General features: G+C 48.3%; 25 protein-coding genes. 5 read left to right on the forward strand and 20 right to left on the reverse strand.

Annotation, left to right across the window (positions count from 1 at the left end):
• Window position 1 precedes the first annotated feature (1 nt).
• Window positions 2-1,366: a bifunctional UDP-N-acetylglucosamine diphosphorylase/glucosamine-1-phosphate N-acetyltransferase GlmU gene (gene glmU, locus XMM383_RS03650; RefSeq protein ID WP_173494533.1), complete on the reverse strand. Its 1,365-nt coding sequence runs from the start codon at window positions 1,364-1,366 to the stop codon at window positions 2-4.
• Window positions 1,367-1,464: 98 nt separating this feature from the next.
• Between glmU and XMM383_RS03655 the strand changes: the two genes are divergently transcribed.
• A complete protein-coding gene (locus XMM383_RS03655; RefSeq protein WP_173483708.1) occupies window positions 1,465-2,205 on the forward strand; it encodes a TrmB family transcriptional regulator in 741 nt (246 codons plus the stop codon).
• Here XMM383_RS03655 and XMM383_RS03660 read toward each other — a convergent pair.
• The 19 genes from XMM383_RS03660 to XMM383_RS03750 form a co-directional block, all read right to left on the reverse strand.
• The gene (locus XMM383_RS03660; protein WP_173482151.1) at window positions 2,202-2,489 is read right to left on the reverse strand and encodes a TIGR03643 family protein; all 288 of its coding nucleotides are present in this window, start codon (window positions 2,487-2,489) and stop codon (window positions 2,202-2,204) included. The two genes, XMM383_RS03655 and XMM383_RS03660, sit on opposite strands and share 4 nt — an antisense overlap.
• 289 nt (window positions 2,490-2,778) lie before the next feature.
• Window positions 2,779-3,204 (reverse strand): F0F1 ATP synthase subunit epsilon, encoded by a 426-nt coding sequence (locus XMM383_RS03665; protein WP_173482152.1) that lies wholly within the window; start codon window positions 3,202-3,204, stop codon window positions 2,779-2,781.
• Window positions 3,205-3,236: 32 nt separating this feature from the next.
• Window positions 3,237-4,634, reverse strand: coding sequence for a F0F1 ATP synthase subunit beta (atpD, locus tag XMM383_RS03670; RefSeq protein ID WP_173482153.1), 1,398 nt, complete (start codon window positions 4,632-4,634; stop codon window positions 3,237-3,239).
• A 37-nt stretch (window positions 4,635-4,671) separates the two neighbouring features.
• Complete coding sequence (gene atpG, locus XMM383_RS03675) at window positions 4,672-5,535, reverse strand: F0F1 ATP synthase subunit gamma (protein WP_173482154.1); 864 nt, start codon at window positions 5,533-5,535, stop codon at window positions 4,672-4,674.
• Window positions 5,536-5,610: 75 nt separating this feature from the next.
• Window positions 5,611-7,155 (reverse strand): F0F1 ATP synthase subunit alpha, encoded by a 1,545-nt coding sequence (atpA, locus tag XMM383_RS03680; RefSeq protein WP_173482155.1) that lies wholly within the window; start codon window positions 7,153-7,155, stop codon window positions 5,611-5,613.
• 15 nt (window positions 7,156-7,170) lie between these two features.
• Complete coding sequence (locus XMM383_RS03685; RefSeq protein ID WP_173482156.1) at window positions 7,171-7,707, reverse strand: F0F1 ATP synthase subunit delta; 537 nt, start codon at window positions 7,705-7,707, stop codon at window positions 7,171-7,173.
• Window positions 7,708-7,719: 12 nt separating this feature from the next.
• Window positions 7,720-8,190, reverse strand: coding sequence for a F0F1 ATP synthase subunit B (locus XMM383_RS03690; protein ID WP_173482157.1), 471 nt, complete (start codon window positions 8,188-8,190; stop codon window positions 7,720-7,722).
• Window positions 8,191-8,260: 70 nt separating this feature from the next.
• Entirely contained in the window at window positions 8,261-8,494 is a 234-nt protein-coding gene (gene atpE, locus XMM383_RS03695; protein ID WP_169451839.1) for a F0F1 ATP synthase subunit C, read from the reverse strand.
• A 61-nt stretch (window positions 8,495-8,555) separates the two neighbouring features.
• Complete coding sequence (gene atpB, locus XMM383_RS03700) at window positions 8,556-9,377, reverse strand: F0F1 ATP synthase subunit A (protein WP_173494534.1); 822 nt, start codon at window positions 9,375-9,377, stop codon at window positions 8,556-8,558.
• 25 nt (window positions 9,378-9,402) lie between these two features.
• Window positions 9,403-9,804: an ATP synthase subunit I gene (locus XMM383_RS03705; RefSeq protein WP_173484678.1), complete on the reverse strand. Its 402-nt coding sequence runs from the start codon at window positions 9,802-9,804 to the stop codon at window positions 9,403-9,405.
• A 112-nt stretch (window positions 9,805-9,916) separates the two neighbouring features.
• Window positions 9,917-10,783, reverse strand: a complete 867-nt coding sequence (locus tag XMM383_RS03710; RefSeq protein WP_173494535.1) for a ParB/RepB/Spo0J family partition protein — start codon at window positions 10,781-10,783, stop codon at window positions 9,917-9,919.
• A gap of 9 nt (window positions 10,784-10,792) precedes the next feature.
• Window positions 10,793-11,581 carry a ParA family protein gene (locus XMM383_RS03715; protein ID WP_173489252.1) on the reverse strand — a complete coding sequence of 263 codons (789 nt, stop codon included), beginning with the start codon at window positions 11,579-11,581 and terminating at the stop codon, window positions 10,793-10,795.
• Between the two features lies 1 nt (window position 11,582).
• Window positions 11,583-12,209 carry a 16S rRNA (guanine(527)-N(7))-methyltransferase RsmG gene (rsmG, locus tag XMM383_RS03720; RefSeq protein WP_173482162.1) on the reverse strand — a complete coding sequence of 209 codons (627 nt, stop codon included), beginning with the start codon at window positions 12,207-12,209 and terminating at the stop codon, window positions 11,583-11,585.
• Window positions 12,209-14,098: a tRNA uridine-5-carboxymethylaminomethyl(34) synthesis enzyme MnmG gene (gene mnmG, locus XMM383_RS03725; protein ID WP_173482163.1), complete on the reverse strand. Its 1,890-nt coding sequence runs from the start codon at window positions 14,096-14,098 to the stop codon at window positions 12,209-12,211. The genes rsmG and mnmG overlap by 1 nt, the downstream gene beginning before the upstream one ends.
• A gap of 500 nt (window positions 14,099-14,598) precedes the next feature.
• Window positions 14,599-15,966, reverse strand: a complete 1,368-nt coding sequence (mnmE, locus tag XMM383_RS03730; protein WP_173494536.1) for a tRNA uridine-5-carboxymethylaminomethyl(34) synthesis GTPase MnmE — start codon at window positions 15,964-15,966, stop codon at window positions 14,599-14,601.
• Between the two features lie 78 nt (window positions 15,967-16,044).
• Window positions 16,045-17,703, reverse strand: coding sequence for a membrane protein insertase YidC (gene yidC / locus XMM383_RS03735; protein WP_173494537.1), 1,659 nt, complete (start codon window positions 17,701-17,703; stop codon window positions 16,045-16,047).
• Between the two features lie 6 nt (window positions 17,704-17,709).
• Window positions 17,710-18,096 (reverse strand): ribonuclease P protein component, encoded by a 387-nt coding sequence (gene rnpA, locus XMM383_RS03740; RefSeq protein WP_173482166.1) that lies wholly within the window; start codon window positions 18,094-18,096, stop codon window positions 17,710-17,712.
• Between the two features lie 24 nt (window positions 18,097-18,120).
• Window positions 18,121-18,255, reverse strand: a complete 135-nt coding sequence (gene rpmH, locus XMM383_RS03745; protein WP_173482167.1) for a 50S ribosomal protein L34 — start codon at window positions 18,253-18,255, stop codon at window positions 18,121-18,123.
• Window positions 18,256-18,424: 169 nt separating this feature from the next.
• Complete coding sequence (locus XMM383_RS03750; RefSeq protein ID WP_173494538.1) at window positions 18,425-19,501, reverse strand: TRAP transporter substrate-binding protein; 1,077 nt, start codon at window positions 19,499-19,501, stop codon at window positions 18,425-18,427.
• Between the two features lie 342 nt (window positions 19,502-19,843).
• Here XMM383_RS03750 and XMM383_RS03755 point away from each other — a divergent pair, with 342 nt between their 5' ends.
• From XMM383_RS03755 to dnaN, 4 genes are all read left to right on the forward strand, one after another.
• Window positions 19,844-20,407: a TRAP transporter small permease subunit gene (locus XMM383_RS03755; RefSeq protein ID WP_173482169.1), complete on the forward strand. Its 564-nt coding sequence runs from the start codon at window positions 19,844-19,846 to the stop codon at window positions 20,405-20,407.
• Window positions 20,408-21,877 carry a TRAP transporter large permease subunit gene (locus XMM383_RS03760; RefSeq protein ID WP_173482170.1) on the forward strand — a complete coding sequence of 490 codons (1,470 nt, stop codon included), beginning with the start codon at window positions 20,408-20,410 and terminating at the stop codon, window positions 21,875-21,877.
• Between the two features lie 279 nt (window positions 21,878-22,156).
• Window positions 22,157-23,617 carry a chromosomal replication initiator protein DnaA gene (gene dnaA, locus XMM383_RS03765; RefSeq protein ID WP_173482171.1) on the forward strand — a complete coding sequence of 487 codons (1,461 nt, stop codon included), beginning with the start codon at window positions 22,157-22,159 and terminating at the stop codon, window positions 23,615-23,617.
• 25 nt (window positions 23,618-23,642) lie between these two features.
• Window positions 23,643-24,746 carry a DNA polymerase III subunit beta gene (dnaN, locus tag XMM383_RS03770; protein WP_173482172.1) on the forward strand — a complete coding sequence of 368 codons (1,104 nt, stop codon included), beginning with the start codon at window positions 23,643-23,645 and terminating at the stop codon, window positions 24,744-24,746.
• Window positions 24,747-24,748: the final 2 nt, after the last annotated feature.

Below are 24,748 nucleotides of genomic sequence, written 5' to 3' on the forward strand. Positions count from 1 at the left end.
ATTAACCTTTCTTCACTGGGCGTTTCCAGCCCGAAATATTTCTCTGCTTACCACGTGCAACGGAGAGCTGATCCTCTTCCACTTTGCTAGTAATAGTGGAGCCTGCGCCGACGGTTGCTCCTGCTCCCACTTTCACGGGTGCAACCAATGAACTGTTTGAACCAATAAATGCGCGATCGCCAATCTCGGTCAGAGATTTATTCACACCATCGTAATTACAGGTAATGGTTCCGGCACCAACATTTACCTCTTCACCGATCTGTGCATCGCCAATGTAAGAGAGGTGGTTCAACTTAGACCCTTTACCAACTAAAGCTTTCTTCGTCTCAACAAAATTGCCGACTTTCACTCCAGCCGCCAGTTGTGAGCCAGGACGGATACGAGCGAAGGGGCCCAGCTGGCAAGCCTCGGCAATGACAGCACCATCAATGTGGGTGTTCGCAAGGATCTCTACACCATCGCCAATGATAGAATTTTTAACGCTGCAATTAGGCCCAATCACAACGTTTGAGCCAATGCGTACCTCGCCTTCTGCAACGAAGTTAACGTCAATGTGGCTATCTTGCCCTACCCTCAGTTGCCCTCGCACATCGAATCGAGCAGGATCCGCCAAGGTAACACCAGCATCCATCGCAGCATTGGCCTGCTGAAGTTGATACCAACGCTCTAATTCAGCGAGTTGTCGACGATTATTCACACCCTGTACTTCGAACTCAGATGTAGGATGAAGTGCCTGAACCGTTACACCCGACTCCGCCGCCATTGCGATCAAATCAGTTAGGTAGTACTCACCCTGTGCGTTATCGGAAGAGAGTTGCGGCAACCATTCGTTTAGATGATCGGTTGGCATCGCCATAATGCCAGTGTTCACTTCAGTGATCGCCAATTGCTCTTCATTGGCATCCTTCTGTTCCACTATACCCACAACATCGTTAACCGCACTTCGAAGAATACGGCCGTATCCCGTCGGATCGTCTAGGTTAACGGTCAGAAGCGACACTTTACCCGTTTGAGCGACCTGTACCATCTGCTCTAGCACACTCGCCGGCGTTAATGGCACATCGCCGTAAAGCACTAGCGTAACACCGCCTGCACGAAGACCCGCTGAGGCCTGTGCAACGGCATGGCCCGTGCCTAGCTGCTCAGCCTGTGTATAAAATTGGCAAGATAGATCGGACAACGCCTCTTTAACCTGATCCGCACCATGGCCAACCACAATATGCATCGCGCTGTTGTTTAACTGACTCGCTTGATCAATGACGTGCTTTACCAGCGATTTTCCTGCCAAAGGGTGAAGGACTTTAGGGAGTTTAGATTTCATACGGCTGCCTTGACCGGCCGCAAGAATGACTACATCTATCGACATTAACGGGTGTTTCCAAAAACAAAATTTATCCACTTGACGATACTTTAACCTAAGCGCACACTGCTGCAAGGTTAAATGTCATAAAAAAATTGACAAATATGGATAATTCGCTGTTTTTAGAGATCGGTCTTAGCGACCGTGACGTCTCAATCTACAAGGCCCTGCTAGCGCTTGGCCCCAGTTCGATTCGTACCATTGCTGAGCGTGCAGGGGTCAATCGCGGCACAACCTATGAAGCACTGAAGCAGATGCAGGCGTTAGGTGTGGTCAGCTATCTGCCAAAAGGTAAGCGCCGCATCTTCACAGCACGTGAGCCTGAAGTGTTGGTAGAACTGGCTGAAGAACGCCGTAAACGCTTAGATCTCGCTGTTGAAGAGTTAAAGCGTCGTGTCATACCCGAGCTGCATCAACTCTCGCCTGATTTTAGCGCAGCCAATGTTCAGTGGTATGAGGGTGACGAGGGGATTGAGCAGGTACTCAGAGATATCCTTAACAGTGTTAGCTCAAACCCTGAACCGATCTACTCTGTCTTCTCATCAAAACCGATTCGAAAGCACCTCTACCGCCCTTTCCCAAACTTCACGGCGCAGCGTGTTGCTCGAAAGATCAAGGTACGGGTTATTGCGATTGGGGATGGGGGTGAAAGTGCTGATCTGTCAGAACGTAAATGGATCAAAACCGAGGGGCCAGTAGACGCCGCTTATATAGCGATCTATCCACCAAAAATTGCCATCATCTCTTTAGCGTCTGATAACTACCCAACTGCGGTGGTTATCGATTCAAGTGAAGTAGCAGCAGCACAGCAGATCATATTCGATACACTCTGGCGCCTGCTTTAACGTTTAGGCTTACTAACCATCTTGTACTGGCGAGAGCAGTAGCCGCGATCAATCCCTTCTGGACGCTTTTTAAGATGTTTAGTGTTGCGACCAGAGACCCGTTCACGCCACATACGAAACGAACTGGGCTTCATCTCACGCTGCATCAACTTGATCACTTGTGGCTCTGACAAGCTGTACAACCCCTCAATCGCTTCAAAGGGTGTGCGATCTTCCCAAGCCATCTCAATGACTCGCGAAATCGCCTCTTCTGACAGGCCGGCGTGTGCTAGCTTTTGTGACATCTAAACCTCTGAAAAATAAAGCAGGTGTCGTTGTGTACGCCAGCGTATGTGTTTTAGTTCAGATGAGAGGTAGCTTATGAGTGCAGATGACAGGCTGAATGCCTGTCACTGTGTACTAAACCAGCTACGGAGTGACCGTGACAGGCTTTCAGCCTGTCATCGGCTTTGTCAGCGTCTACCAGAGACTGTAGCGTAACTCCTGAGTCGTGTCAGACTAAAGGTCAGACACGGTGCTTTTTCAAAGCACAAAAAAAGGCAGCCGAAGCTGCCTTTTTTGATCGTGTAGATCTTATTTGCCGAGTTTGCGGCGAATTGCATCGAGGGTACGAAGCTGTGCAGCTGCTTCAGCAAGCTGAGTCGCAGCACGTGAGTATTCGAACTCACCCTGCTTGTCAGCCATTGCTTGTTCAGCATGCTTCTGTGCTTCTACAGCGGTTGCTTCATCAAGGTCACCCGCACGAAGTGCAGTATCAGCCAACACAGTAATCTTGTGTGGTTGAACCTCTAGGAAGCCACCAGATACGTAGAAGATATCCTCTTCACCGCCCTGCTTGCGAAGCTCGACAGGGCCTGGTTTGATTTCCGACAAAAGCGGAGTGTGACCTGGGTAGATACCCAGCTCACCCAGGCTACCTCTCACAGAGACGAATTCGATAAGGCCAGAGAAGATCTCTTCCTCAGCACTTACGATGTCACAATGAACAGTCATAGCCATTTCAATTACCTCTTCAGGTTCCGCTTAAGGGATTACATGCCTTTGGCTTTTTCGACTGCTTCGTCGATGCCGCCAACCATGTAGAACGCCTGCTCTGGTAGAGAGTCGTATTCACCGTTCAGGATGCCTTTAAAGCCACTGATAGTGTCTTTAAGAGAGACATATTTACCTGGTGCACCAGTGAAGACTTCTGCTACGAAGAATGGCTGAGATAGGAAACGCTGAATCTTACGAGCGCGTGCTACCGTCTGCTTATCTTCTTCAGAAAGTTCGTCCATACCTAGGATCGCGATGATGTCTTTAAGCTCTTTGTAGCGCTGTAGGACACCCTGCACTTCACGTGCAGTCTCGTAGTGCTCAGAACCGATTACTAGCGGATCAAGCTGACGAGAAGTAGAGTCTAGTGGGTCTACCGCTGGGTAGATACCTAGCTCTGCGATCTGACGAGACAGTACGACTGTTGCGTCAAGGTGCGAGAAGGTTGTCGCTGGTGATGGGTCAGTCAAGTCATCCGCTGGTACGTATACCGCCTGGATAGAAGTGATCGAACCAGTCTTAGTCGACGTGATACGCTCCTGAAGTACACCCATCTCTTCTGCAAGAGTTGGCTGGTAACCTACCGCTGAAGGCATACGACCTAGCAGTGCTGATACCTCTGTACCCGCAAGTGTGTAACGGTAGATGTTGTCGACGAATAGAAGTACGTCACGACCTTCGTCACGGAACTTCTCAGCCATTGTAAGACCAGTCAACGCTACACGTAGACGGTTACCTGGTGGCTCGTTCATCTGACCGTAAACCATCGCTACTTTCGACTTGTCGAACTGCTCAACGTTTACTACGCCTGCTTCCTGCATTTCGTGGTAGAAGTCGTTACCCTCACGAGTACGCTCACCTACACCTGCGAATACAGATAGACCAGAGTGCTGAGTTGCGATGTTGTTGATCAACTCCATCATGTTTACGGTTTTACCTACGCCGGCACCACCGAACAGACCGATCTTACCACCCTTAGCGAAAGGACAAACAAGGTCGATTACCTTGATGCCTGTCTCAAGCAGTTCGTTAGTCGCTGCTTGGTCTGCGTAAGAAGGTGCTTTACGGTGAATTGGGTAACGCTCCTCTTCACCGATCGGGCCACACTCATCGATTGGGTTACCTAGTACGTCCATGATACGACCTAGGGTCGCTGTACCTACAGGTACAGATACTGGAGCACCAGTGTTTACAACGTCCAGACCACGGCTTGCACCTTCAGTCTGACCCATTGCGATAGTACGTACGACACCGTCACCCAGCTGTTGCTGAACTTCTAGTGTCAGGTTGGTTTTAGTGACGTTTAGTGCGTCATAAACCTTCGGTACATCTTCACGTGGGAATTCCACGTCAACTACTGCACCGATAATCTGAACAATACGTCCGCTACTCATGTTCGGATCCTCTTAACTTATTAGCCTGTTAACTGCTTTAAACAGCAGCAGCACCACTTACGATTTCAGAAATTTCCTGTGTAATCGCTGCCTGACGCGCTTTGTTGTAGATCAACTGAAGCTCGTCGATTAGGTTGCCGGCGTTGTCGGTTGCATTCTTCATTGCCAACATACGCGCTGCCTGTTCACAGGCGTTATTCTCAACAACTGCTTGGTACACCATTGATTCAACGTAACGAGTCAAAAGACCTGTTAGTAGATCACGAGCATCTGGCTCGTAGATGTAATCCCAGTGGTGGTTGAGAGTGTCGTCGTCTTCTTCAGCCTGAAGGGGCAGAAGCTGTTCAATAGTCGGCTTTTGCGTCATGGTGTTAACGAACTCGTTCGATACCACGTATAGACGGTCAAGTTTGCCTTCGTTGAAGCTATCAAGCATCACTTTTACTGAACCGATTAGCGCTTCCAACTCTGGTGCATCGCCTAGGCCGCTTGTTGCTGCCTTAACGTTACCGCCGTAGTTACGGAAGAAGCTAACTGCTTTACCACCAATTGCACAGAAATCGATCTCGACATTCTGTGAATTGAACTCCTTCATTTTGCCAATAGCAGCCTTGAACAAGTTAACGTTCAGGCCACCACAGAGTCCGCGATCAGAACCGACAACAATGAAACCTACTCGTTTCAGGTCGTTGTTCTGCATGTAAAGGTGTTTGTATTCAGGGTTAGCTTTCGCTAAGTGCTGAATCACACCACGGATACTGCGTGCGTATGGACGAGAAGACTCCATGCGATCTTGGGCACGGCGCATCTTAGATGCAGCAACCATTTCCATGGCGCTGGTAATCTTACGTGTGCTACCGATACTCGCGATCTGCGTCTTAATCTCTTTTCCGACTGCCATAAATCCGCCTCTATTCCTTGACTTAGTATCGGCTGAACAGAGTCTGTTCAGCCGTTCTGCTCATAACTCGAGCGCTTACCAAGTCTGGGTAGATTTGAACTTCTCGATGCCAGCTTTGAATCCAGCAGCGATTTCGTCATTGTAATCGCCTGATTCATTCACTTTAGCCATCAGGTCAGCATGCTCCGAGTTGAAGTATGCAACCAATGCAGCTTCGAATGCACCGATTTTGTTCAATTCTACGTCGCTCAGGAAGCCTTCGTTCGCAGCGTACAAGCTCAAGCCCATCTCAGCGACAGACATTGGAGAGTACTGCTTCTGCTTCATCAGTTCTGTAACGCGCTGACCGTGCTCTAGTTGTGCACGAGTCGCTTCGTCAAGGTCTGAAGCAAACTGCGAGAACGCTGCCAATTCACGGTACTGTGCAAGTGCTAGACGTACACCGCCACCCAATTTCTTGATGACTTTAGTCTGAGCCGCACCACCTACACGTGATACTGACAGACCTGCGTTGATCGCAGGACGAATACCTGAGTTAAACATACCAGTTTCAAGGAAGATCTGACCGTCTGTGATCGAGATAACGTTGGTTGGTACGAACGCCGAAACGTCGCCACCCTGAGTCTCGATTACAGGTAGAGCAGTCAATGAACCTGTTTGTCCTTTAACTTCACCTTTAGTGAACTCTTCTACGTAGTCAGCGTTAACACGCGCTGCACGCTCTAGTAGGCGTGAGTGTAGGTAGAATACGTCACCTGGGTATGCTTCACGACCTGGTGGACGACGAAGAAGAAGTGAAATCTGACGGTAAGCCCAAGCTTGTTTAGTTAGGTCATCGTAGATAATCAGTGCGTCTTCACCGCGGTCACGGAAGTACTCACCCATTGCACAGCCTGCGTATGGAGCTAGGAACTGCATTGCTGCAGGATCTGCTGCACCTGCTGCTACAACGATCGTGTGATCCATTGCGCCGTGCTCTTCAAGCTTACGTACTACGTTAGCGATAGTAGACTGTTTCTGGCCCACTGCTACGTAGATACATTTGATACCAGTACCTTTCTGGTTGATGATCGCGTCGATCGCAATTGCCGACTTACCGATCTGACGGTCACCGATGATCAACTCACGCTGACCACGGCCGATTGGTACCATTGCATCGATCGCTTTCAGACCAGTCTGAACTGGCTGGTCAACAGACTGACGAGCGATAACGCCTGGCGCTACCTTCTCTACTGCGTCTGTGATTTTTGCGTCGATAGCACCTTTACCGTCGATTGGGTTACCTAGTGCGTCTACAACGCGACCAAGTAGCTCAGGACCTACTGGTACTTCAAGGATACGGCCAGTACATTTAGCCGTCATGCCTTCTTTAAGACCTTGGTAATCACCAAGAACTACGGCACCGACAGAGTCACGCTCAAGGTTAAGCGCCATACCGTAGACGCCACCAGGGAACTCGATCATTTCGCCGTACATTACGTCAGCTAGACCGTGGATCAGGATGATACCATCGGATACGCTAACGATTGTGCCCTCGTTACGGGCTTCTGAAGACACATCAAGTGACTCGATGCGCTTCTTGAGAATCTCGCTGATCTCAGATGGATTCAGTTGCTGCATTTCTATTCCTCATTCTCAGGAATTCATCGCTTCGGCCAGTTTCGCAAGTCGAGCACGAACCGAACCGTCGATCACAAGGTCGTCTGTACGAACAATTACACCGCCTAGGATAGACTTGTCTACCTGTGCAGTGACTGCTACTTCACGACCCAACTTGGTGCTAAGCGCCTTAGCCAATTTCTGCTGCTGTTCATCAGCAAGATCGAAGGCAGTTGTCAGATCCACTTCAATTGAAGCTTCCTGAGCTGACTTCAGCTTTTTGAACTGTGCAGCGATCTCTGGCAACAGAGCCAAGCGCTGATTTTCTGCCAATAGAGCCATAAAGTTTTGGCCCGCTTGGTCGATGTCGCCTTCTAAAAGGCCATTCAGCGTCCCAGCTTTCTGCTCAGACGTTAGGGCTGGGTTTGCCAGCACCTGGGCTACTGTCGCATCCGCTACACAAGAGGCAGCGATTGACAGCATGTTAGCCCACTGATCGAGGCTGCCCTTGCTAGCTGCATATTCAAATGCAGCTTTTGTGTAGGGCCGAGCGACTGTATTGAGTTCAGCCATCGTAAACCTCGCTTAAAGCTCCGCAGCTAGTTTTTCAACTAACTGTGCGTGTGCTTTCTCGTCAACAGAGGCTTCCAGAATTTTTTCAGCGCCAGCTAGTGCTAGTGCTGCAACCTGTGCACGAAGAGCTTCCTTCGCTTGGTTGATCTCTTGTTCGATTTCCGCTTCAGCAGCAGCTTTAACGCGATTAGCTTCTTCGCGCGCTTGCTCTTTAGCTTCGTCAACAATCTGGTTAGCCCGCTTGTTGGCCTGTTCAATGATGGCAGCTGCTTGCTCTTTAGATTCGCGCAGATTATCTGTCGCTTTCTCTTGAGCTAGCTTCAGATCGCGCTCAGCGCGTTCTGCCGCATCAAGACCATCTGCAATCTTCTTCTTACGTTCAGCCAGTGCACTTGTTAGTGGTGGCCATACGTATTTCATACAAAATACGACGAAGATGAAGAACGCGATAGCCTGACCAATGATGGTGAGATTGATATTCACGCCATTATCCTCGCGGTTGTCTGATTAAAAGTAGTGAAACCCATGGGGTATCTAGTTAAAAAACTACTTGTTAGCCAGCAACAGCGAACAGTACGTATAGACCAAGACCAACACCGATCATAGGAACAGCGTCGACAAGACCCATTACGATGAAGAACTGAGTACGTAGTAGTGGGATCAGTTCTGGCTGACGAGCAGCACCTTCAAGGAATTTGCCACCTAGAACGCCGATACCGACCGCAGCGCCTACAGCGCCTAGACCCATCATCAGTGCACCAGCAATGTACAGCAATGCCATTTCCATCGTTTTTCTCCGATTTAGTTAATTTAAGGTTATTACAGTTAGTAAACTCTTGTTATTCCGCTTAGTGATCTTCGTGGGCCATCGCCAAGTAGACGATTGTTAGGACCATGAAGATAAACGCCTGAAGCGTAATAACTAGAATGTGGAAAATTGCCCATGGAACCGACAGGATCCATTGAGCCCAGAACGGCAGCAGTGCAATCAGGATGAAGATCATCTCACCTGCGTACATGTTACCGAAAAGACGTAGTGCCAATGATACTGGCTTAGCCAGTAGACCAACCACTTCTAGGAAGAGGTTGAATGGCAGCAACCATTTGCCTAAAGGCTGGAAGCTAAGCTCTGCTAGGAACCCGCCAAGACCTTTCTGCTTGATGCTGTAGTAAAGAATAAGTGCAAAGACGCTCAACGCCATACCCGCGGTCGCGTTTACGTCAGTCGTTGGAACCACTTTCATGAAGTTGATACCCATCTCTGCTGCTAGGAATGGAATCCAGTCAACGGGAACCAAGTCCATGGTGTTCATTAGGAAGATCCATACAAAGATGGTCAACGCCAATGGAGCGATGAGTGCATTTTTGTAGTGGAAGATACTCTTCACGTTGTCATCGATGAACTCGATGATGGTTTCTACAAAGTTTTGAGCGCCGCCAGGTACATCACTTGTCGCACTTTTAGCCACCTTACGGAAGAACCACACGAACGCTAGACCAAGAGCAATCGACCAGAACATTGTGTCTACGTTGATCGCCCAGAAGCCCATCTCAGCAGCTTCTTGCGCACTGTGCGCAAAGCCAAGACCGTTAACAGGGTGGTTACCAAAGGTAAGGTTGGTTAAGTGGTGAGCAATATACTCTGAGGAGGTAACTGTTCCAGATGCCATTCTCAGTTTCTCTCTTTATCGAAGGTTAAGAATCCGTTTTAACGCCGAACTGCATGATCAGATTACTGACCTGAAGCAGAATCAACATCGCAAATAAGGAAAAAACACTGATGGGTTTTACCAGCACAAACGCCAGTGAAAAACTGATGGCCATCAATGCCATTTTCCATATTTGACTCGCATACAACTCTGCGAGTGTCCCTTGTGCAGACCTCTGTGTCTGCTTGTTAAAGTGCTTGTTTGCGAAATAGGCGTTAGGAATCAAGTAGATTAAACCACCTATAAGCATTGAGTACGCTGCTACAAAATCAATAAATACAGCGACTGCACTTAGCACTAACAGGATGCCTGACTGATATTTCAAAACGGTGAAATATCGAGCTTTCGCCCTATCAGAACGCTTACCAATGAGGTTTGGATTCATCATCTTTGCCCAAAAGTAGTGCGTTTATCCCAGCTAATGCGGGCGCAATTGTAGGTGAAAAGGGAATAAGCATCAAGCACAGAGTAGTCTAACTATGACTAAGGTCTTGTTCGGGTTAATCGCGAAGTTGTTTAACGATCGCTTTGAGTTCTTTAGCATCATTGTAGCTGATCACAATCTTACCCTGACCCTTTGCGTTTTCGCTCAGTGTCACTTTGGTAGATAGCAGTCGAGTCAGATCTTCAACGATACGCTCATGCTTGCTGGTAAGCTCTGGCTTCGCTTTAGGCTCCGTTGGATTTTGCAAAGTGCGCACCAACAACTCAGTTTGACGAACCGATAAGCCTTTAGCCACAACCTCTCGACCGGCATCGATCTGTAACGCTTCTGTGAGAGGCAGTAACGCACGAGCATGACCCATCTCAAGGTCTCCATGCTCCAACATACGTTTGACTTCGTCGGTCAGGTTAAGAAGACGCAGAAGGTTGGCAACGGCGGTACGCGATTTACCAACGGCATCAGCCACTTCTTGCTGTGACAGTTCAAACTCCTGCTGAAGGCGCTGCAAGGCTATGGCCTCTTCGATCGGGTTTAGGTTTTCACGTTGAATGTTTTCGATGAGTGCCATCGCAATGGCCGCTTCATCAGGAACATCTCGAATGACAACAGGCACACGCTCCAAACCAGCCATCTGGGCTGCACGCCAGCGACGCTCACCCGCGATGATTTCAAAATTATCACCACCGATGGGACGCACCACAATCGGCTGCATAATGCCTTGCGCTTTAATCGAAGCGGCTAGCTCTTCAAGCGCTTGAGGCTCCATATCACGGCGGGGTTGGTAACGACCACGACTTAGGCGCTCAACCGCCAGTTCAGTGAGTTGCGTAGAGTCACTCGATTGGTCGTTCGCGACAGTCGGTGCAGAACCGGAAAGTAGGGCGTCTAAACCACGACCCAATCCACGACGTTTTGTGCTCATTTCAACTCCTTAAGAAACCGCTTGGGCTTGCTCTTTGTCGGTACGACGAACCAGTTCACCCGCCAGTGCTAGGTAAGCAATCGCACCTCGAGAATTTTTATCGTACATGATCGCCGGAAGACCATGGCTGGGGGCCTCTGCTAAACGGACATTACGTGGAATAACCGTACGGTAAACCTGATCACCAAAGTACTCTAAGAGGTGATCAGAGACATCTTTGGTCAAACTCATGCGTGGATCGAACATGGTGCGTAAAATACCCTCAATCTTCAGTCGAGGGTTTAGACGTTCATGGATCTTATCGATGGTGCCCACCAGTGCACTGATCCCTTCGAGAGCATAGTATTCACACTGCATAGGGATAATAACCCCGTCAGAGCTAGCCAGTGCATTCACCGTTAGCAAACTCAGCGAAGGTGGGTTATCGATCAGAATGAAATCGTATTGGTCAGCCACAGCATCGAGCGCCATCTTCAGACGAAACTCTCTACGTGTCATCTGCAGAAGTTCAACTTCTGCCGCCGTTAGGTCGCCATTGGCCCCTAAAACATCGTAGCCTACTTCTAAATTGGTGATGATCGACTCTTTGGCGCTCGCTTGATCGGTTAATAGCTCATAGACCGAGAGTGTAAGATCATGCTTATCAACACCAGAGCCCATGGTCGCATTACCCTGAGGATCTAGATCGATAAGCAGAACGCGCTTGTGCATAGCAGCCAGTGATGCCGCTAAGTTCACGCTGGTGGTGGTTTTACCAACCCCACCTTTCTGATTGGTGACCGTTAAAATCTTGGCCAACTTACACTCTCCCAATTTTCAACAGGTGTCGCTCTTCATCAAGACCGGGCACTTGAAGGGGGTAACTCTCGATTAAATGGTACTGATTTGGCAGATCTGCCAACTCCTGATCAGGATAACGGCCTTTCATCGCAAGAAACAGACCCTGATCGGCTAATAGCTCAGCGCTTAACGTTACCATATCTTCGATAGAAGCAAAGGCCCTAGAGGTAACTTGTTGGAAAGTACGACCGGCAAACGCCTCAACCCGACCATGAACCACCTCTAAATTCGATAGATTCAACTCAACTTTTACCTGATGCTGAAACCGAGTTTTTTTACCGTTGCTGTCCAGAGTAACAACTGGCATATCAGGATTAAGAATGGCCATAGGAATTCCAGGTAACCCAGCACCACTACCGACGTCGATAAGGTCGGTTTTTTCTACGTAGGGCGCAATCGCGACACTGTCCAAAATATGTTTTATCAGCATCTGTTTTGGATCGCGTATCGCCGTCAGATTGTAGGTTTTGTTCCATTTCTGTAACAACGCTAAGTAGGCCAACAGCTGCTCAACCTGTAATTCAGATACAGACAGGTTTAACCGACTTAGACCTGACTCTAAATCGTTTTTTGGATTGTAATCCATTAACTGGCCGCCTTAGCTTGAAGCTGAAGTTTCTTCAAATGAACCAATAACAGCGAGATAGCCGCTGGCGTCATGCCCTGAATCCTTGAAGCCTGAGCAATAGTCACCGGGCGGACATGCTCTAGCTTAGATTTTAATTCGTTTGAGAGACCACCAACGGCATCATAATCGAAGTCCTCAGGCAAAGAGGTATTCTCTTGACGACGCATCTGATCAATCTCTTGCTTCTGACGATCAATATAACCGGCGTACTTGATCGAGATCTCAATCTGCTCTTCAGCCGCCGCCTCAATCTCAACCTCAGAAGGTTTAATGGATTTGATATCGGCATAACTAAGTTCAGGACGTTTTACCAGATCAGCAAGGTTGTACTCACGTGCCAAGGGTGAACTCAGCTTGGGTTCCAATGCAGCCGCTTCTGCTGACTTTGGTTGAATCCAAGTCGATGAGAGTCGTGCCATTTCACAATCAATCTGATCGCGTTTAGTCGAGAAGGCGGTCCAGCGATCATCACCAACCACACCCAGTTTGCGGCCGATCTCGGTCAAACGAATATCCGCATTATCTTCTCGCAACACCAAACGGTATTCAGCACGGGAGGTGAACATACGGTAGGGCTCTGATGTGCCATGCGTAATCAAATCATCAACCAAGACACCGATGTAGGCTTCGTCACGACGCGGATACCACTGATCCTGATCCAGTGCACGAGCAGCGGCATTCATACCGGCCAACAACCCTTGTGCGCCCGCCTCTTCGTAGCCTGTTGTGCCATTGATTTGACCGGCAAAGTAGAGACCAGAGATCACTTTGGTCTCAAGTGTGTGTTTCAAATCCTGAGGATTGAAATAATCGTATTCGATGGCATAACCCGGACGTGTGATATGAGCGTTTTCAAAACCGCGCATTGAACGGATGACCTCAAGCTGCACATCAAATGGCAAACTGGTTGAGACACCATTTGGGTAGAGCTCGTGCGTGGTTAACCCTTCCGGCTCAACGAAAACCTGGTGGGAGTCTTTGTCCGCAAAGCGGTGAATCTTATCTTCAATGGAAGGGCAGTAACGCGGTCCTATCCCTTCAATAATCCCAGAGTACATCGGCGAGCGATCAAGGTTATTTCGAATAATCTCGTGTGTCCGCTCATTGGTATGCGTGATGTAACAACTGATCTGTTCTGGTTGGTCACTCGCCTGGCCCATAAACGACATGATAGGCGTTGGTGTATCACCAGGTTGTTCTTGCATCACTGAGAAATCGACACTGCGTGCGTCAATTCGTGGCGGTGTACCCGTTTTGAGACGGTCAACGCGAAGAGGATACTCACGTAAACGCTCTGCGAGTCGTAATGAAGGCGGATCACCGGCACGACCACCCTGATAATTTTGCATACCAATGTGAATCAAACCGCCAAGGAAGGTACCTGCTGTTAAGACAACGCTGTTTGCAAAGAAACGAATGCCAGCTTGGGTCACAGCACCGCGAACTTCATCATTTTCTACGATGAGATCATCGACCGCCTGCTGAAAGATATCGAGGTTAGGTTGGTTTTCAAGAATCGAGCGGATGGCTGCTTTGTAAAGAATACGATCCGCTTGTGCACGTGTGGCACGCACAGCGGGACCTTTGCGTGCATTAAGCGTTCTAAACTGAATACCGCCCTTATCGGTAGCACGAGCCATCGCACCATCCAGTGCATCAATCTCTTTAACAAGATGACTCTTACCAATACCACCGATGGCCGGGTTACATGACATTTGACCCAGTGTCTCAATATTGTGAGTCAATAGCAGGGTTTTAGCCCCTTTACGTGCTGATGCTAATGCCGCTTCAGTGCCAGCGTGACCGCCACCAATAATCAACACGTCATAACGATCTGGATAATCCACTCTCTACCTCTTAGCTGCCTTTTCAAACCTAGACAGAAATATGGCGCGGATTATACCTAGGGATTGCCATTGAAGAAATGGTTAAAAAATAGCCAACCTGCTGTTTGTAGAGTGAGAGTAGATAAATAAAAAATAAAATAAATATATAAAGAGAGTTTATTATTTTTAATATTATTTAAGTAGGCTGATTTCTGTTATTAACTGATTAAAAATCAATAAAAACAGTAGTTTGTAGAAATTATAACCCGCTTATAAAGCGCGAATAGCTTGAACATTTGTTGTGTGTGAGTTGTGTATAAGTAGGCTAGTTATACACAATTTATTTTATTCACAGTTTAATCGTCCAATTACTCGGGGTTAGGCTGACAGTTTTTCCACAATCGAAGAATTATTACCGCGTTTTGTGAGCTATTCTTTGGATAACTATTGAATATATCCACAACAGATGCTCAGCATTCGCCTTTTATCTGTGAGTAACTCTATTTTTGGATTGTGGAAAACTATTTACCGATACAGAAAGAGCCGAAAATCTTTCCAAGCAGGTCATCCGCTGAAACTTTACCGGTTATTTCACCTAACACCTGCTGTGTCTGCCTCAGATCTTCCGCCAGAAGTTCACCAGCACCTTGGGTATCTAACTGCCAAAGACCGGTGTTTAATAGCTCCTGTGCTTGTTCTAGAGCCTCCATATGGCGTCTACGCGCCATAAAAGCGCCTTCAGCATTGCCTTGATAGCCCATAATGGACTTTAGATGCTCCCGAAGCAGATCAATGCCTTGCTCATCTTTGGCTGAGAGTCTAATCAGTGTGTTTTCACCCTGTTGTTCAAGACTAGTACTTTCGTCTGTTAGGTCGATTTTATTGCGAACTAAGGTGACATGGCTCAGATCACCGTTGAGTTTTTCGACCATCTCAGGCCACAGCGTTTGTGGATCCGTTGTCTCTGAGTGGCTAGCATCCACGAGCATTAAGATACGATCAGCCGTTTTGATCTCCTGCCAAGCGCGATCAATACCGATCTGTTCGACTCGATCAGGTGCATCACGTAAGCCAGCGGTGTCGATAATGTGCAGTGGCATGCCATCAATGTGTATCTGCTCTCTCAAGACATCTCGTGTTGTCCCCTCAATGTCGGTGACAATTGCTGAATCACGCCCCGATAGCGCATTGAGAAGACTCGATTTTCCGGCATTAGGACGGCCAGCAATCACGACAGTCATACCCTCTCTCATTAAACTGCCTTGCTGCGCTTGGCTCTGAACCTGATTGAGTTGCTCAATAATGTTGACCAGATCACCACGCACTTTGCCGTCGCTTAAAAAGTCGATCTCTTCATCAGGGAAGTCGATGGCTGCTTCTACATAGATGCGCAGGTTGGTTAGCTGATCGACCAATTGATCAACTTCACGCGAAAAAGCGCCTTGCAGTGATTTTAACGCACAGCGAGCTGCCTGTTCTGAAGAGCTTTCAATCAGATCAGCAATGGCTTCAGCTTGAGTGAGATCGAGCTTATCGTTTAAAAATGCTCGTTCTGAGAATTCACCTGGTCTAGCCATGCGAGCACCTAGCTCAATGGCGCGGCGAATGATGAGATCGATGACAACGGGACCACCATGACATTGAAGTTCGGCAACATCTTCACCGGTGAAGCTATTGGGTCCAGGAAAAAGCAGGGCGATGCCTTCGTCGATCTGTTGATCAGTTTCATGAAAAGGGGTGTAGTGAGCGTAACGGGGTTTGGCTTTAAACCCGATAAATGCCTCTAAAATTTCAGCAGACTTAGGCCCTGAAAGACGAACAATCCCGACGCCCCCTTGGCCAGTGGCGGTTGCTTTTGCAACGATCGTATCTTTACTGCTGCTGATCATCTGAAGTCTTTCTCCAATCAATAAAAAGGGCTCCGAAGAGCCCTAGTGTGTCGCGTGGGGATTTAAGCTGCAAGTTGCTTATTTAGAATCACCCGCTTCGATCTGTTTGTTGATTACATACTGCTGTGCAATCGATAGGACGTTGTTCACCAACCAGTATAGAACCAGACCCGCTGGGAACCATAGGAAGAAGAAGGTGAAGACGATTGGAAGCATCTTCATGATCTTCGCCTGCATTGGATCTGGAGGCGTTGGGTTCAGCAGCTGCTGAATGAACATGGTCGCACCCATCAAGATAGGCATGATGAAGTAAGGGTCCATCTGCGACAGGTCTTGGATGTAACCAATGAACGGCGCGTGACGGATTTCAACCGCTTCCATCAATACCCAGTAAAGTGCGATGAAGATCGGCATCTGAGCAACGATAGGAAGACAGCCACCGAGAGGGTTGATCTTCTCTTTCGAGTAGAGCTTCATCATCTCCTGAGACATCTTCTGACGATCATCACCGTAGAGCTCTTTAAGACGAGCCATCTCTGGACCGAACTTGCGCATTTTTGCCATCGATTTGAACGCTTTAGCATTCAAGTGGAATAGGGCAGCTTTCACCAAAATCGTGACACAGATGATGGCAAGACCGTAGTTACCAACGATCGAGTAGAGCCACTTAAGAACCATGTAGATCGGTGAAGCGATGAAGAAGAGAATACCGAAGTCAATCGTAAGATCTAGGTTCGGAGCGATCTTCTCCAGCTGATCAGTATCTTTAGGACCCGCATACAGCGTTGCCGAGATCTGGCCTGTCTGACCTGGAGCAACAACAGCAGAGGGTGCTAAGAATCCAGCAATGTAGTTACCGTTAAGCTGACGGGCCTGGTAGGTGTACTCCTGACCTGGATTAGGGATCCAAGCACTCATGAAGTAGTGCTGAATCATTGCAACCCAACCGTCTTGGCTCTTCTCGCTGTAACGGCCGTCGTCGATATCATCGAAGCTGACTTTGTTGTAGTTGTTCTCTTGAGTTGAGAACACAGGGCCTAGGTAAGACTGCATACCCATATCGGTTGTTTCTGAAGGATCAGCACTGCGATCACGCTTAAGTTGACCGAACAGAGTCGCTTGCCAGTTTGAGTCACTGTTGTTGGCAATCAGGTAGTCCATCGCAATGGCGTTGCTACCGCGTGTGAAGGTGAATCGCTTAGTAATGGCTACGCCGTTATCGACTAGGTTCAGATCTACAGCCAGTGTATCGGCACTGCCCATGTCGTAACTAGCTTCAGCAACTGAGTAGAGTGGACGACCCTCTTTAGACGCATCTGGGCCATTAGGGCCAACTAAGCCTGATTGGGCTACGTAGGTACGGTTAGCGTTCTGCTCAAGCAGAACCAATGGATCTTCGCCTTCCAACGTCGCTTTATGATCAAGCAGTTTGACTTCAATGATGTCACCACCGCGTGGATCGATCAGAATGCCGAACTTATCAGTGGTTACACTGACCAGATCACCTGTTGCTGCAGCCAGTGTGGACGTTGCTGCACCTGCGGTGGGTAGATCAGCTTCAGCTGCTGGCGCTGCGCTTGGCAGGTCGTTACCTGCGGCTGGCTGGTACGCTGAAACTGATTCAGTTTGAGTTTGTTGTGCTGCGACGGGAGTGTTGTAATCAGCATTCCACTGGAGAACCAGCATGTATGAGATTAGACCGAGTGCGCCGAGTAGAATGACTCGCTGTATATCCATGGCGAATTAACCATTACCTTTATTTGAGGTTTGGGCTTTTAAAGCCTGCTTGTTTAAACGTTTCCAACTTTTCGCTATGAGCGCATGTAATTGCTCGTTTTCCAGCTCATCAATACCACGTCGAGATAAAACAACAATGTCGACATTAGGGAGCTGATGCTGGTTAAAACGAAAAGACTCGCGAATGATACGACGAACGCGGTTTCGATTCACGGCTCTGCGAATATTTTTTTTGGAAAAAACGAATCCGATGCGGGGATGATCAGATTGGGAGTGGCGGGCAAGAATCAGTAGATGAGTATCACTGACCTTAAAATCGGCTTTGTCGAATACCCTTTTGAAATCACCGCCAGTTAAAAGTCTTAACTGGCGAGGGTATTCGAACTCAGCCATTTGGCATTCAGCAAGTCCGCTTAATTATGCAGACAAGCTAGCGCGGCCGCGTGAACGACGACGAGCAAGCACTTTACGACCGTTTTTAGTAGCCATACGAGCACGGAAACCGTGGTTGCGCTTACGCTTTAGTACGCTTGGTTGAAATGTTCTTTTCATTGCCTTGTCCTATTACAAGTCATTTATACGTCACAGATGTTGTATGGACATCTGCCTAAAAATCGAGACGCAAAATTCTATAGAAATCGCTAAGCAGTTGCAAACCTTTTGTTTGCTATCCATAAAAAAACCAGCCCGAGAGCTGGTTTTTTATCAGCTAAACGAGCTATTAGCGCATTTTACGCTGCATGTAGCCGTCTAGAGGACCTTCTGAAACAGACATCCACTGGTTCTGGTCTTTCTGGAACGCAGCCATGCTGTCGTAGATGCGTTTGAAGTCTGGGTGTTCAGCAGAAAGCTCTTTGTAAGTTTCCTGTGCAGCTTCCCAAGCAGCATCCATTACGTCTTTCGGGAAGACCTTCATCTTAGTACCACCCGCTAGGATAGTCTTAAGTGATTCTGGGTTCTTCGCATCGTAGAAGGCAGTTGTCTTAACGTTTGCACGCTCAGCTGCTGCTGCAACAATGTTCTGGTACTCAACTGGTAGAGCGTCGAACTTCTCTTTGTTGATGTAGACAGAAAGGTTTGGAGCCGCTTCCCACCAACCTGGAGTGTAGTAGTACTTAGCAACCTTGTTGAAGCCCATCTTCATGTCATCGAATGGACCAACCCATTCAGCTGCATCGATAGTGCCTTTCTCTAGTGATGGGAAGATATCGCCACCCGGGATAGACTGAGGCACAACGCCTAGCTTCTCGATGATCTTACCGCCCATACCACCGATACGCATCTTCAGACCCTGAAGATCGTCTAGTGATTTAACTTCTTTGTTGTACCAACCACCCATCTGTACACCCGTGTTACCTGATGGGAATGGAACGATGTTCGATTTAGCGAAAAGCTCTTTGATCATTTCGCCGCCACCACCGAAGTTGTACCAAGCTTGGAACTGACGGTAGTTAAGGCCGAAAGGAACGGTTGTATCTAGAGCGAATGCTGGGTTTTTACCGAAGTAGTAGTATGACGCTGTGTGACCTGCTTCGATCGTACCGTCTGATACTGCGTCAAAGATCTGCATAGTGCCTACGATTTCGCCCGCAGGGAATACACGAATCTTGAATTTACCGTTGGTCATCTTCTCTACTTCTTCAGCGAAGTAGACACCGCCCATGTAGAAGCCGATACCTGGAGGTACAGCCGACTGTAGGCGCCAGTTAAGTTCTGGAAGCTCAGCAGCTGAAGCTGCAGTTGCTGCTGAAACGGCTGCTGCTAGTACAGCACCTTTAAACAGATCTCTACGTTTCATGATATTTCCTTGTGTTTGCCTTTTCGGCGTTTATTGTTAGTTAGGACACAGCTAATACTAGCTATAACCAGCCACCATGCAAGAGTATTAATTATTTGCCTGAATCAACCTGCTACTTTGGTCTAACTAATCAGGTGATCTGGTAGGACCAGTTAACCCTTAAATTTCTCTTTGATGGTTCAAACATGGCCATTTAATAGGCTTTTCGATCTGAAATTAAGACTTAAGTCTATATCTATCGTTTGTTCTGGTATGACCAGTTGCAACCTCTTCTTGTACCACACTTGAAAACCGGTCACACTGCGAGGCTAGAACAAATAGATCAGAGAGCGTGTTTAAGGAATGAAAGCTTTACTGAAATTCTCAGCGGGCATTGATGCAATCAATGGCTGGGTTGGCAACTACATTAAATGGTTAATTCTTGCAGCGGTATTGGTCAGTGCAGGTAACGCAACAACTCGTTATCTGTTCAGTATCGCGTCTAATGCAATGCTGGAGTTGCAGTGGTACCTGTACGCTGCTGTGTTTACGGCGGCAGCGGGCTATGTGCTTAAACTAAATGAGCACGTACGCATCGATGTGGTGAGTCAGCGCATCTCACCAAGAGCCCGCAACTGGATTGACGTTATTGGTCTGCTCTTCTGTGTGATGCCGGTCAGCCTCTACATCTGCCTACAATCCATTCCCAATCTTTTAGAGACCTATGCTAACCAAGAGGTGAGTCAAAATGCGGGTGGCCTGCTGCGTTGGCCAGTGCGTGCAATGATTCCTCTCGGTTTTGGTTTGTTATTCATCCAAGCATTCAGCGAATTGATTAAGCGCTGGGCTTTTCTAAAAGGCTATATCGAAGATCCGCTGAGTAAAGGTGGTCACGTAAACATGGACGACGAGCAGGAGACGGCGTAAATGGAATTTCTAGCGGATAACATCGCGCCGATTATGTTCGGCACTCTGATCATCTTCCTTCTATCGGGCTTCCCAGTTGCGTTTAGTTTGGCAGCTAACGGCATTCTGTTTGCGATCATTGGTCATGAGCTTGGTCTATTGGATTGGGTGCTGCTTCAGGCAATACCTGAACGTATCTACGGCATTATGCAGAACGACACTTTGCTGGCGATTCCGTTCTTCACCTTCATGGGGATTATCCTGCAACGCTCAGGCATGGCAGAGGACTTGCTTGAATCGGCAGGGCAGTTGTTTGGGCGAGTACCGGGTGGTCTTGGTTATGCTGTCATTCTTGTCGGTGCGCTCCTCGCGGCAACGACGGGTGTTGTGGCAGCATCGGTGATTTCAATGGGCCTTATCTCCTTGCCGGTTATGATGCGATACCGTTATCACTACCCGACAGCGGCGGGTCTTCTGACCAGTGCCGGCTCGCTGGCACAGATCATCCCACCTTCACTGGTGTTGATCGTACTGGCCGATGTGCTTTCACTGTCAGTTAAAGATGCTTACATGGGTGCTATGCTACCGGCGGCAATGGTTGTGAGCTTCTTACTTCTATACATGTTCGCATTGTCGATCTTCAAACCGGCGATGGTTCCACCACTGCCAGCAGAGGCGCGTACTCTTCAGGGCACCAAGCTGATGGTGTCGGTTCTGACCGCGATGCTGCCACCGATCATTTTGATCTTCTTGGTATTGGGAACCATCTTCGTTGGTTGGGCAACACCGACCGAGGGTGGGGCAATGGGTGCTGTGGGGGCTCTATTGCTCTCGATCATCCGTCGTCGTCTGACGCTGGAGGTTATCAAAGGGGCTCTGGACTCAACGGCCAAACTGTCGACCTTCGTCATGTTTATTTTGGTTGGTTCATCTATCTTTGCTCTATCCTTCCGAGCAGTAAACGGTGACCTATGGATTGAGCACCTGTTTAGCTTTATCCCTGGTGGTGAGCTTGGCTTTGTTCTATTTGTCAGCTTATTGGTATTCGTACTCGGCTTCTTTATCGACTTCTTCGAGATAGCATTCATCTTGATGCCACTAATTGGCCCGGTTGCGGCAAACATGGACATCAACATGGTGTGGTTCCTCGTCGTGGTTGGATTGAACATGTCGATGTCGTTCTTAACACCTCCCTTTGGCTTTGCACTCTTCTACCTGCGAAGTGTGGCTCCAAAGAGCGATTACAAGGATGAGATTACCGGTCGTTTGGTACATGGCATGAAGACCATGGAGATCTACCGAGGGGCTATTCCATTCATCCTGATTATGCTGACATCACTGGCGTTGATCATCATCTTCCCAGAGATAGTGACCTACAATCTTGATGCACCTTTGGATGTTGATCTGGATACGATAGAGATCACTATCGATGGTATGGGTGGTGGTGACGACCCATGGGGCGCTGACGCGTCGGACCCATGGGCTGAGTAATACTATCTACGTTGAAAAGGCTGCTTCGGCAGCCTTTTTTGTGCCTGTTTTTACGTTGATTGTCAGTTTTTTGTGAATAAGTCTGTTTATAACTTATGAAAAAGCTGTCATTTAGTTGTTAAGTTCTGGAAAAAGTCGGATATAGGTCAAAGGTTGTGAGGGCTTGTAACCTATTGATTTAAAAACCTTGCAGCTATTTATCTGAAAATTCTGTGGATAATTGCACCCATTGGGGATAAGATTCAACCATACTTCTAAAAACCCACTGGGACTCAACAAATGTTTCAAGATCTATGGCAACAATGCCTAGAAACGCTAAAAGATGAACTGCCGTCACAGCAGTACAACACTTGGGTTCGCCCATTGCGTTTGGATCTAGAGACCGAGTCGCACATTGTTCTACTGGCCCCAAACCGTTTCGTAAAGGATTGGGTCGCGGATAAGTTCGTTACCCGCTTTCAAGATGTCGTTGAACGCTTGAGTGGTGAATCTGCGCCACTTATCGAAATAAGCATAGCAGGGTCCGTTGCCTCACCCGTCACTCGTACTCGACCAGAAGTGGCTCGAGCAAAGCCAATGCGTGTTGAGGCTCAAGAGTCCCAAGCTGAATTCACGTCGACCTCTATTGTTGCCCCCTCTACTGATATTATTCAGCCTGAGCTTGAGGTTCAGCCAGAGGTGATGGAGCGAACGGTGCAGGTCGAGGGTGGTTTGCGCCATCAGACCAGTTTAAACCCCAGCTTTACGTTCGAATCCTTTGTTCAAGGTAAATCAAACCAGCTAGCCTCTGCTGCGGCTCAACAGGTGGCCGATAACCCGGGTGGTGGTTACAACCCACTCTTTATTTATGGTGGTGTCGGCTTAGGTAAAACTCACTTGATGCATGCTGTGGGTGCAGAAATGCTTAAGCGTAATCCCAACGCTAAGATTGTCTACCTGCACTCAGAGCGCTTCGTAGCCGATATGGTTAAAGCACTTCAGCTGAATGCGATTAATGACTTTAAGCGCTACTACCGCTCGGTCGATGCACTGTTGATCGATGACATTCAGTTCTTTGCCAACAAGGATCGCTCGCAAGAGGAGTTCTTCCACACCTTTAATGCGCTACTTGAAGGTGGCCAGCAGATGATCTTGACCAGTGATCGCTATCCTAAAGAGATCGGTGGCATGGAAGAGCGCTTGAAGTCTCGTTTTGGTTGGGGTCTAACCGTGGCTATTGAGCCGCCAGAACTTGAGACGCGCGTCGCTATTCTTATGAAAAAGGCGCACGAAGCGCGAATTAAGCTTCCAGATGATGCCGCCTTCTTCCTTGCACAGAAGATTCGTAGTAATGTCCGAGAGTTAGAAGGTGCTTTGAAGCGAGTTATAGCGAACGCTCACTTCACTGGTAGTCCGATCACCACGACCTTTGTCAAAGAGTCGCTGAAGGATCTACTGGCATTACAGGACAAACAGGTTAGTATTGATAACATTCAGCGAGTGGTGTCTGAGTACTATAAGATCCGTGTAGCCGATCTTCACTCAAAACGCCGCAGTCGCTCAGTCGCTCGTCCAAGACAAGTTGCTATGTCTTTGTCTAAGGAGCTTACTAACCACAGCCTACCAGAGATAGGCAACGCATTTGGCGGTCGAGATCACACCACGGTCTTGCACGCGACACGAAAAATTAAAGAGTTGCGTGACAGCAATGCTGAGATCGCAGAAGATTACAAAAACCTGCTTCGTCATTTGACGACCTAACTGACAGACTGAGATAGGAATACGCATGAGATTCGTCATCACTCGTGAGGCTTTGATTAAACCACTACAGCTTGTTGCCGGCGTGGTTGAACGCAGACAGACACTGCCTGTGCTCTCGAACATTCTGATGGTGGCTGAGGGTGATCAACTTTCACTAACCGGTACCGATCTCGAAGTCGAGTTGGTAGGGCGCGTGCAGCTTCAAGAGCCGGCACAACCAGGTTCAGTGACCGTTCCAGCACGCAAGCTGATGGATATCTGTAAATCGCTCTCTGATGACGCTCGTATCGAGATGGAGTTGAGCGGTCAGAAGATGATCATCAAGTCGGGTCGTTCTAAGTTCTCACTAACAACCTTGGCGGCGTCTGAATTCCCGAATGTTGAAGATAGCCCACAAGCCTTCGAGTTAAGCTTGCCACAGTCAGAACTGCGTCAGTTGATCGAAAAGACAGGCTTCTCTATGGCGCAACAGGATGTCCGTTATTACCTAAATGGCATGCTACTGGAAGTAAGTGAAGACTCACTTCGTTCGGTTGCGACCGATGGTCACCGTCTGGCTACTTCGGCTTCTGCAGCGGATGTGCCAGCGGGTGGTGCGCATCAGATCATCGTGCCTCGTAAAGGTATTCTTGAGCTAGCTCGATTACTCCAAGGTGGTGACTCACCGGTTACACTGGTTATTGGTGCATCACACATTCGTGCCAATGTCGGTGACTACACCTTCACGTCGAAGCTGGTTGATGGCAAGTTCCCTGACTACCAACGAGTGATCCCTAAAAACGGTGACAAGGTCGTTCTTGGTGATCGCCAAGAGCTGCGTCAGGTATTCCAGCGTATTGCGATTCTATCGAACGAGAAATATCGAGGTGTGCGTCTGACGCTCAGCGATGGCTACCTTAAAGTGACGGCAAATAACCCAGAGCAGGAAGAGGCAGAAGAGACTGTAGCTGTTGAGTACGAAGGTCCTTCGATCGATATCGGTTTCAACGTTAACTATCTGCTCGATGTACTCTCTATTCTTGGTTCCGATGTGGTTCGTTTCACCTTAGCTGATGCAAACAGCAGTGCGCTGATTCAAGGCTTCGATGATCCAAACTCAACCTACGTCATCATGCCAATGCGCATGTAATT

Origin of the sequence: Marinobacterium sp. xm-m-383, from assembly GCF_013283255.1 — a bacterium.
In the GTDB taxonomy this organism is placed as follows: domain Bacteria; phylum Pseudomonadota; class Gammaproteobacteria; order Pseudomonadales; family Balneatricaceae; genus Marinobacterium_E.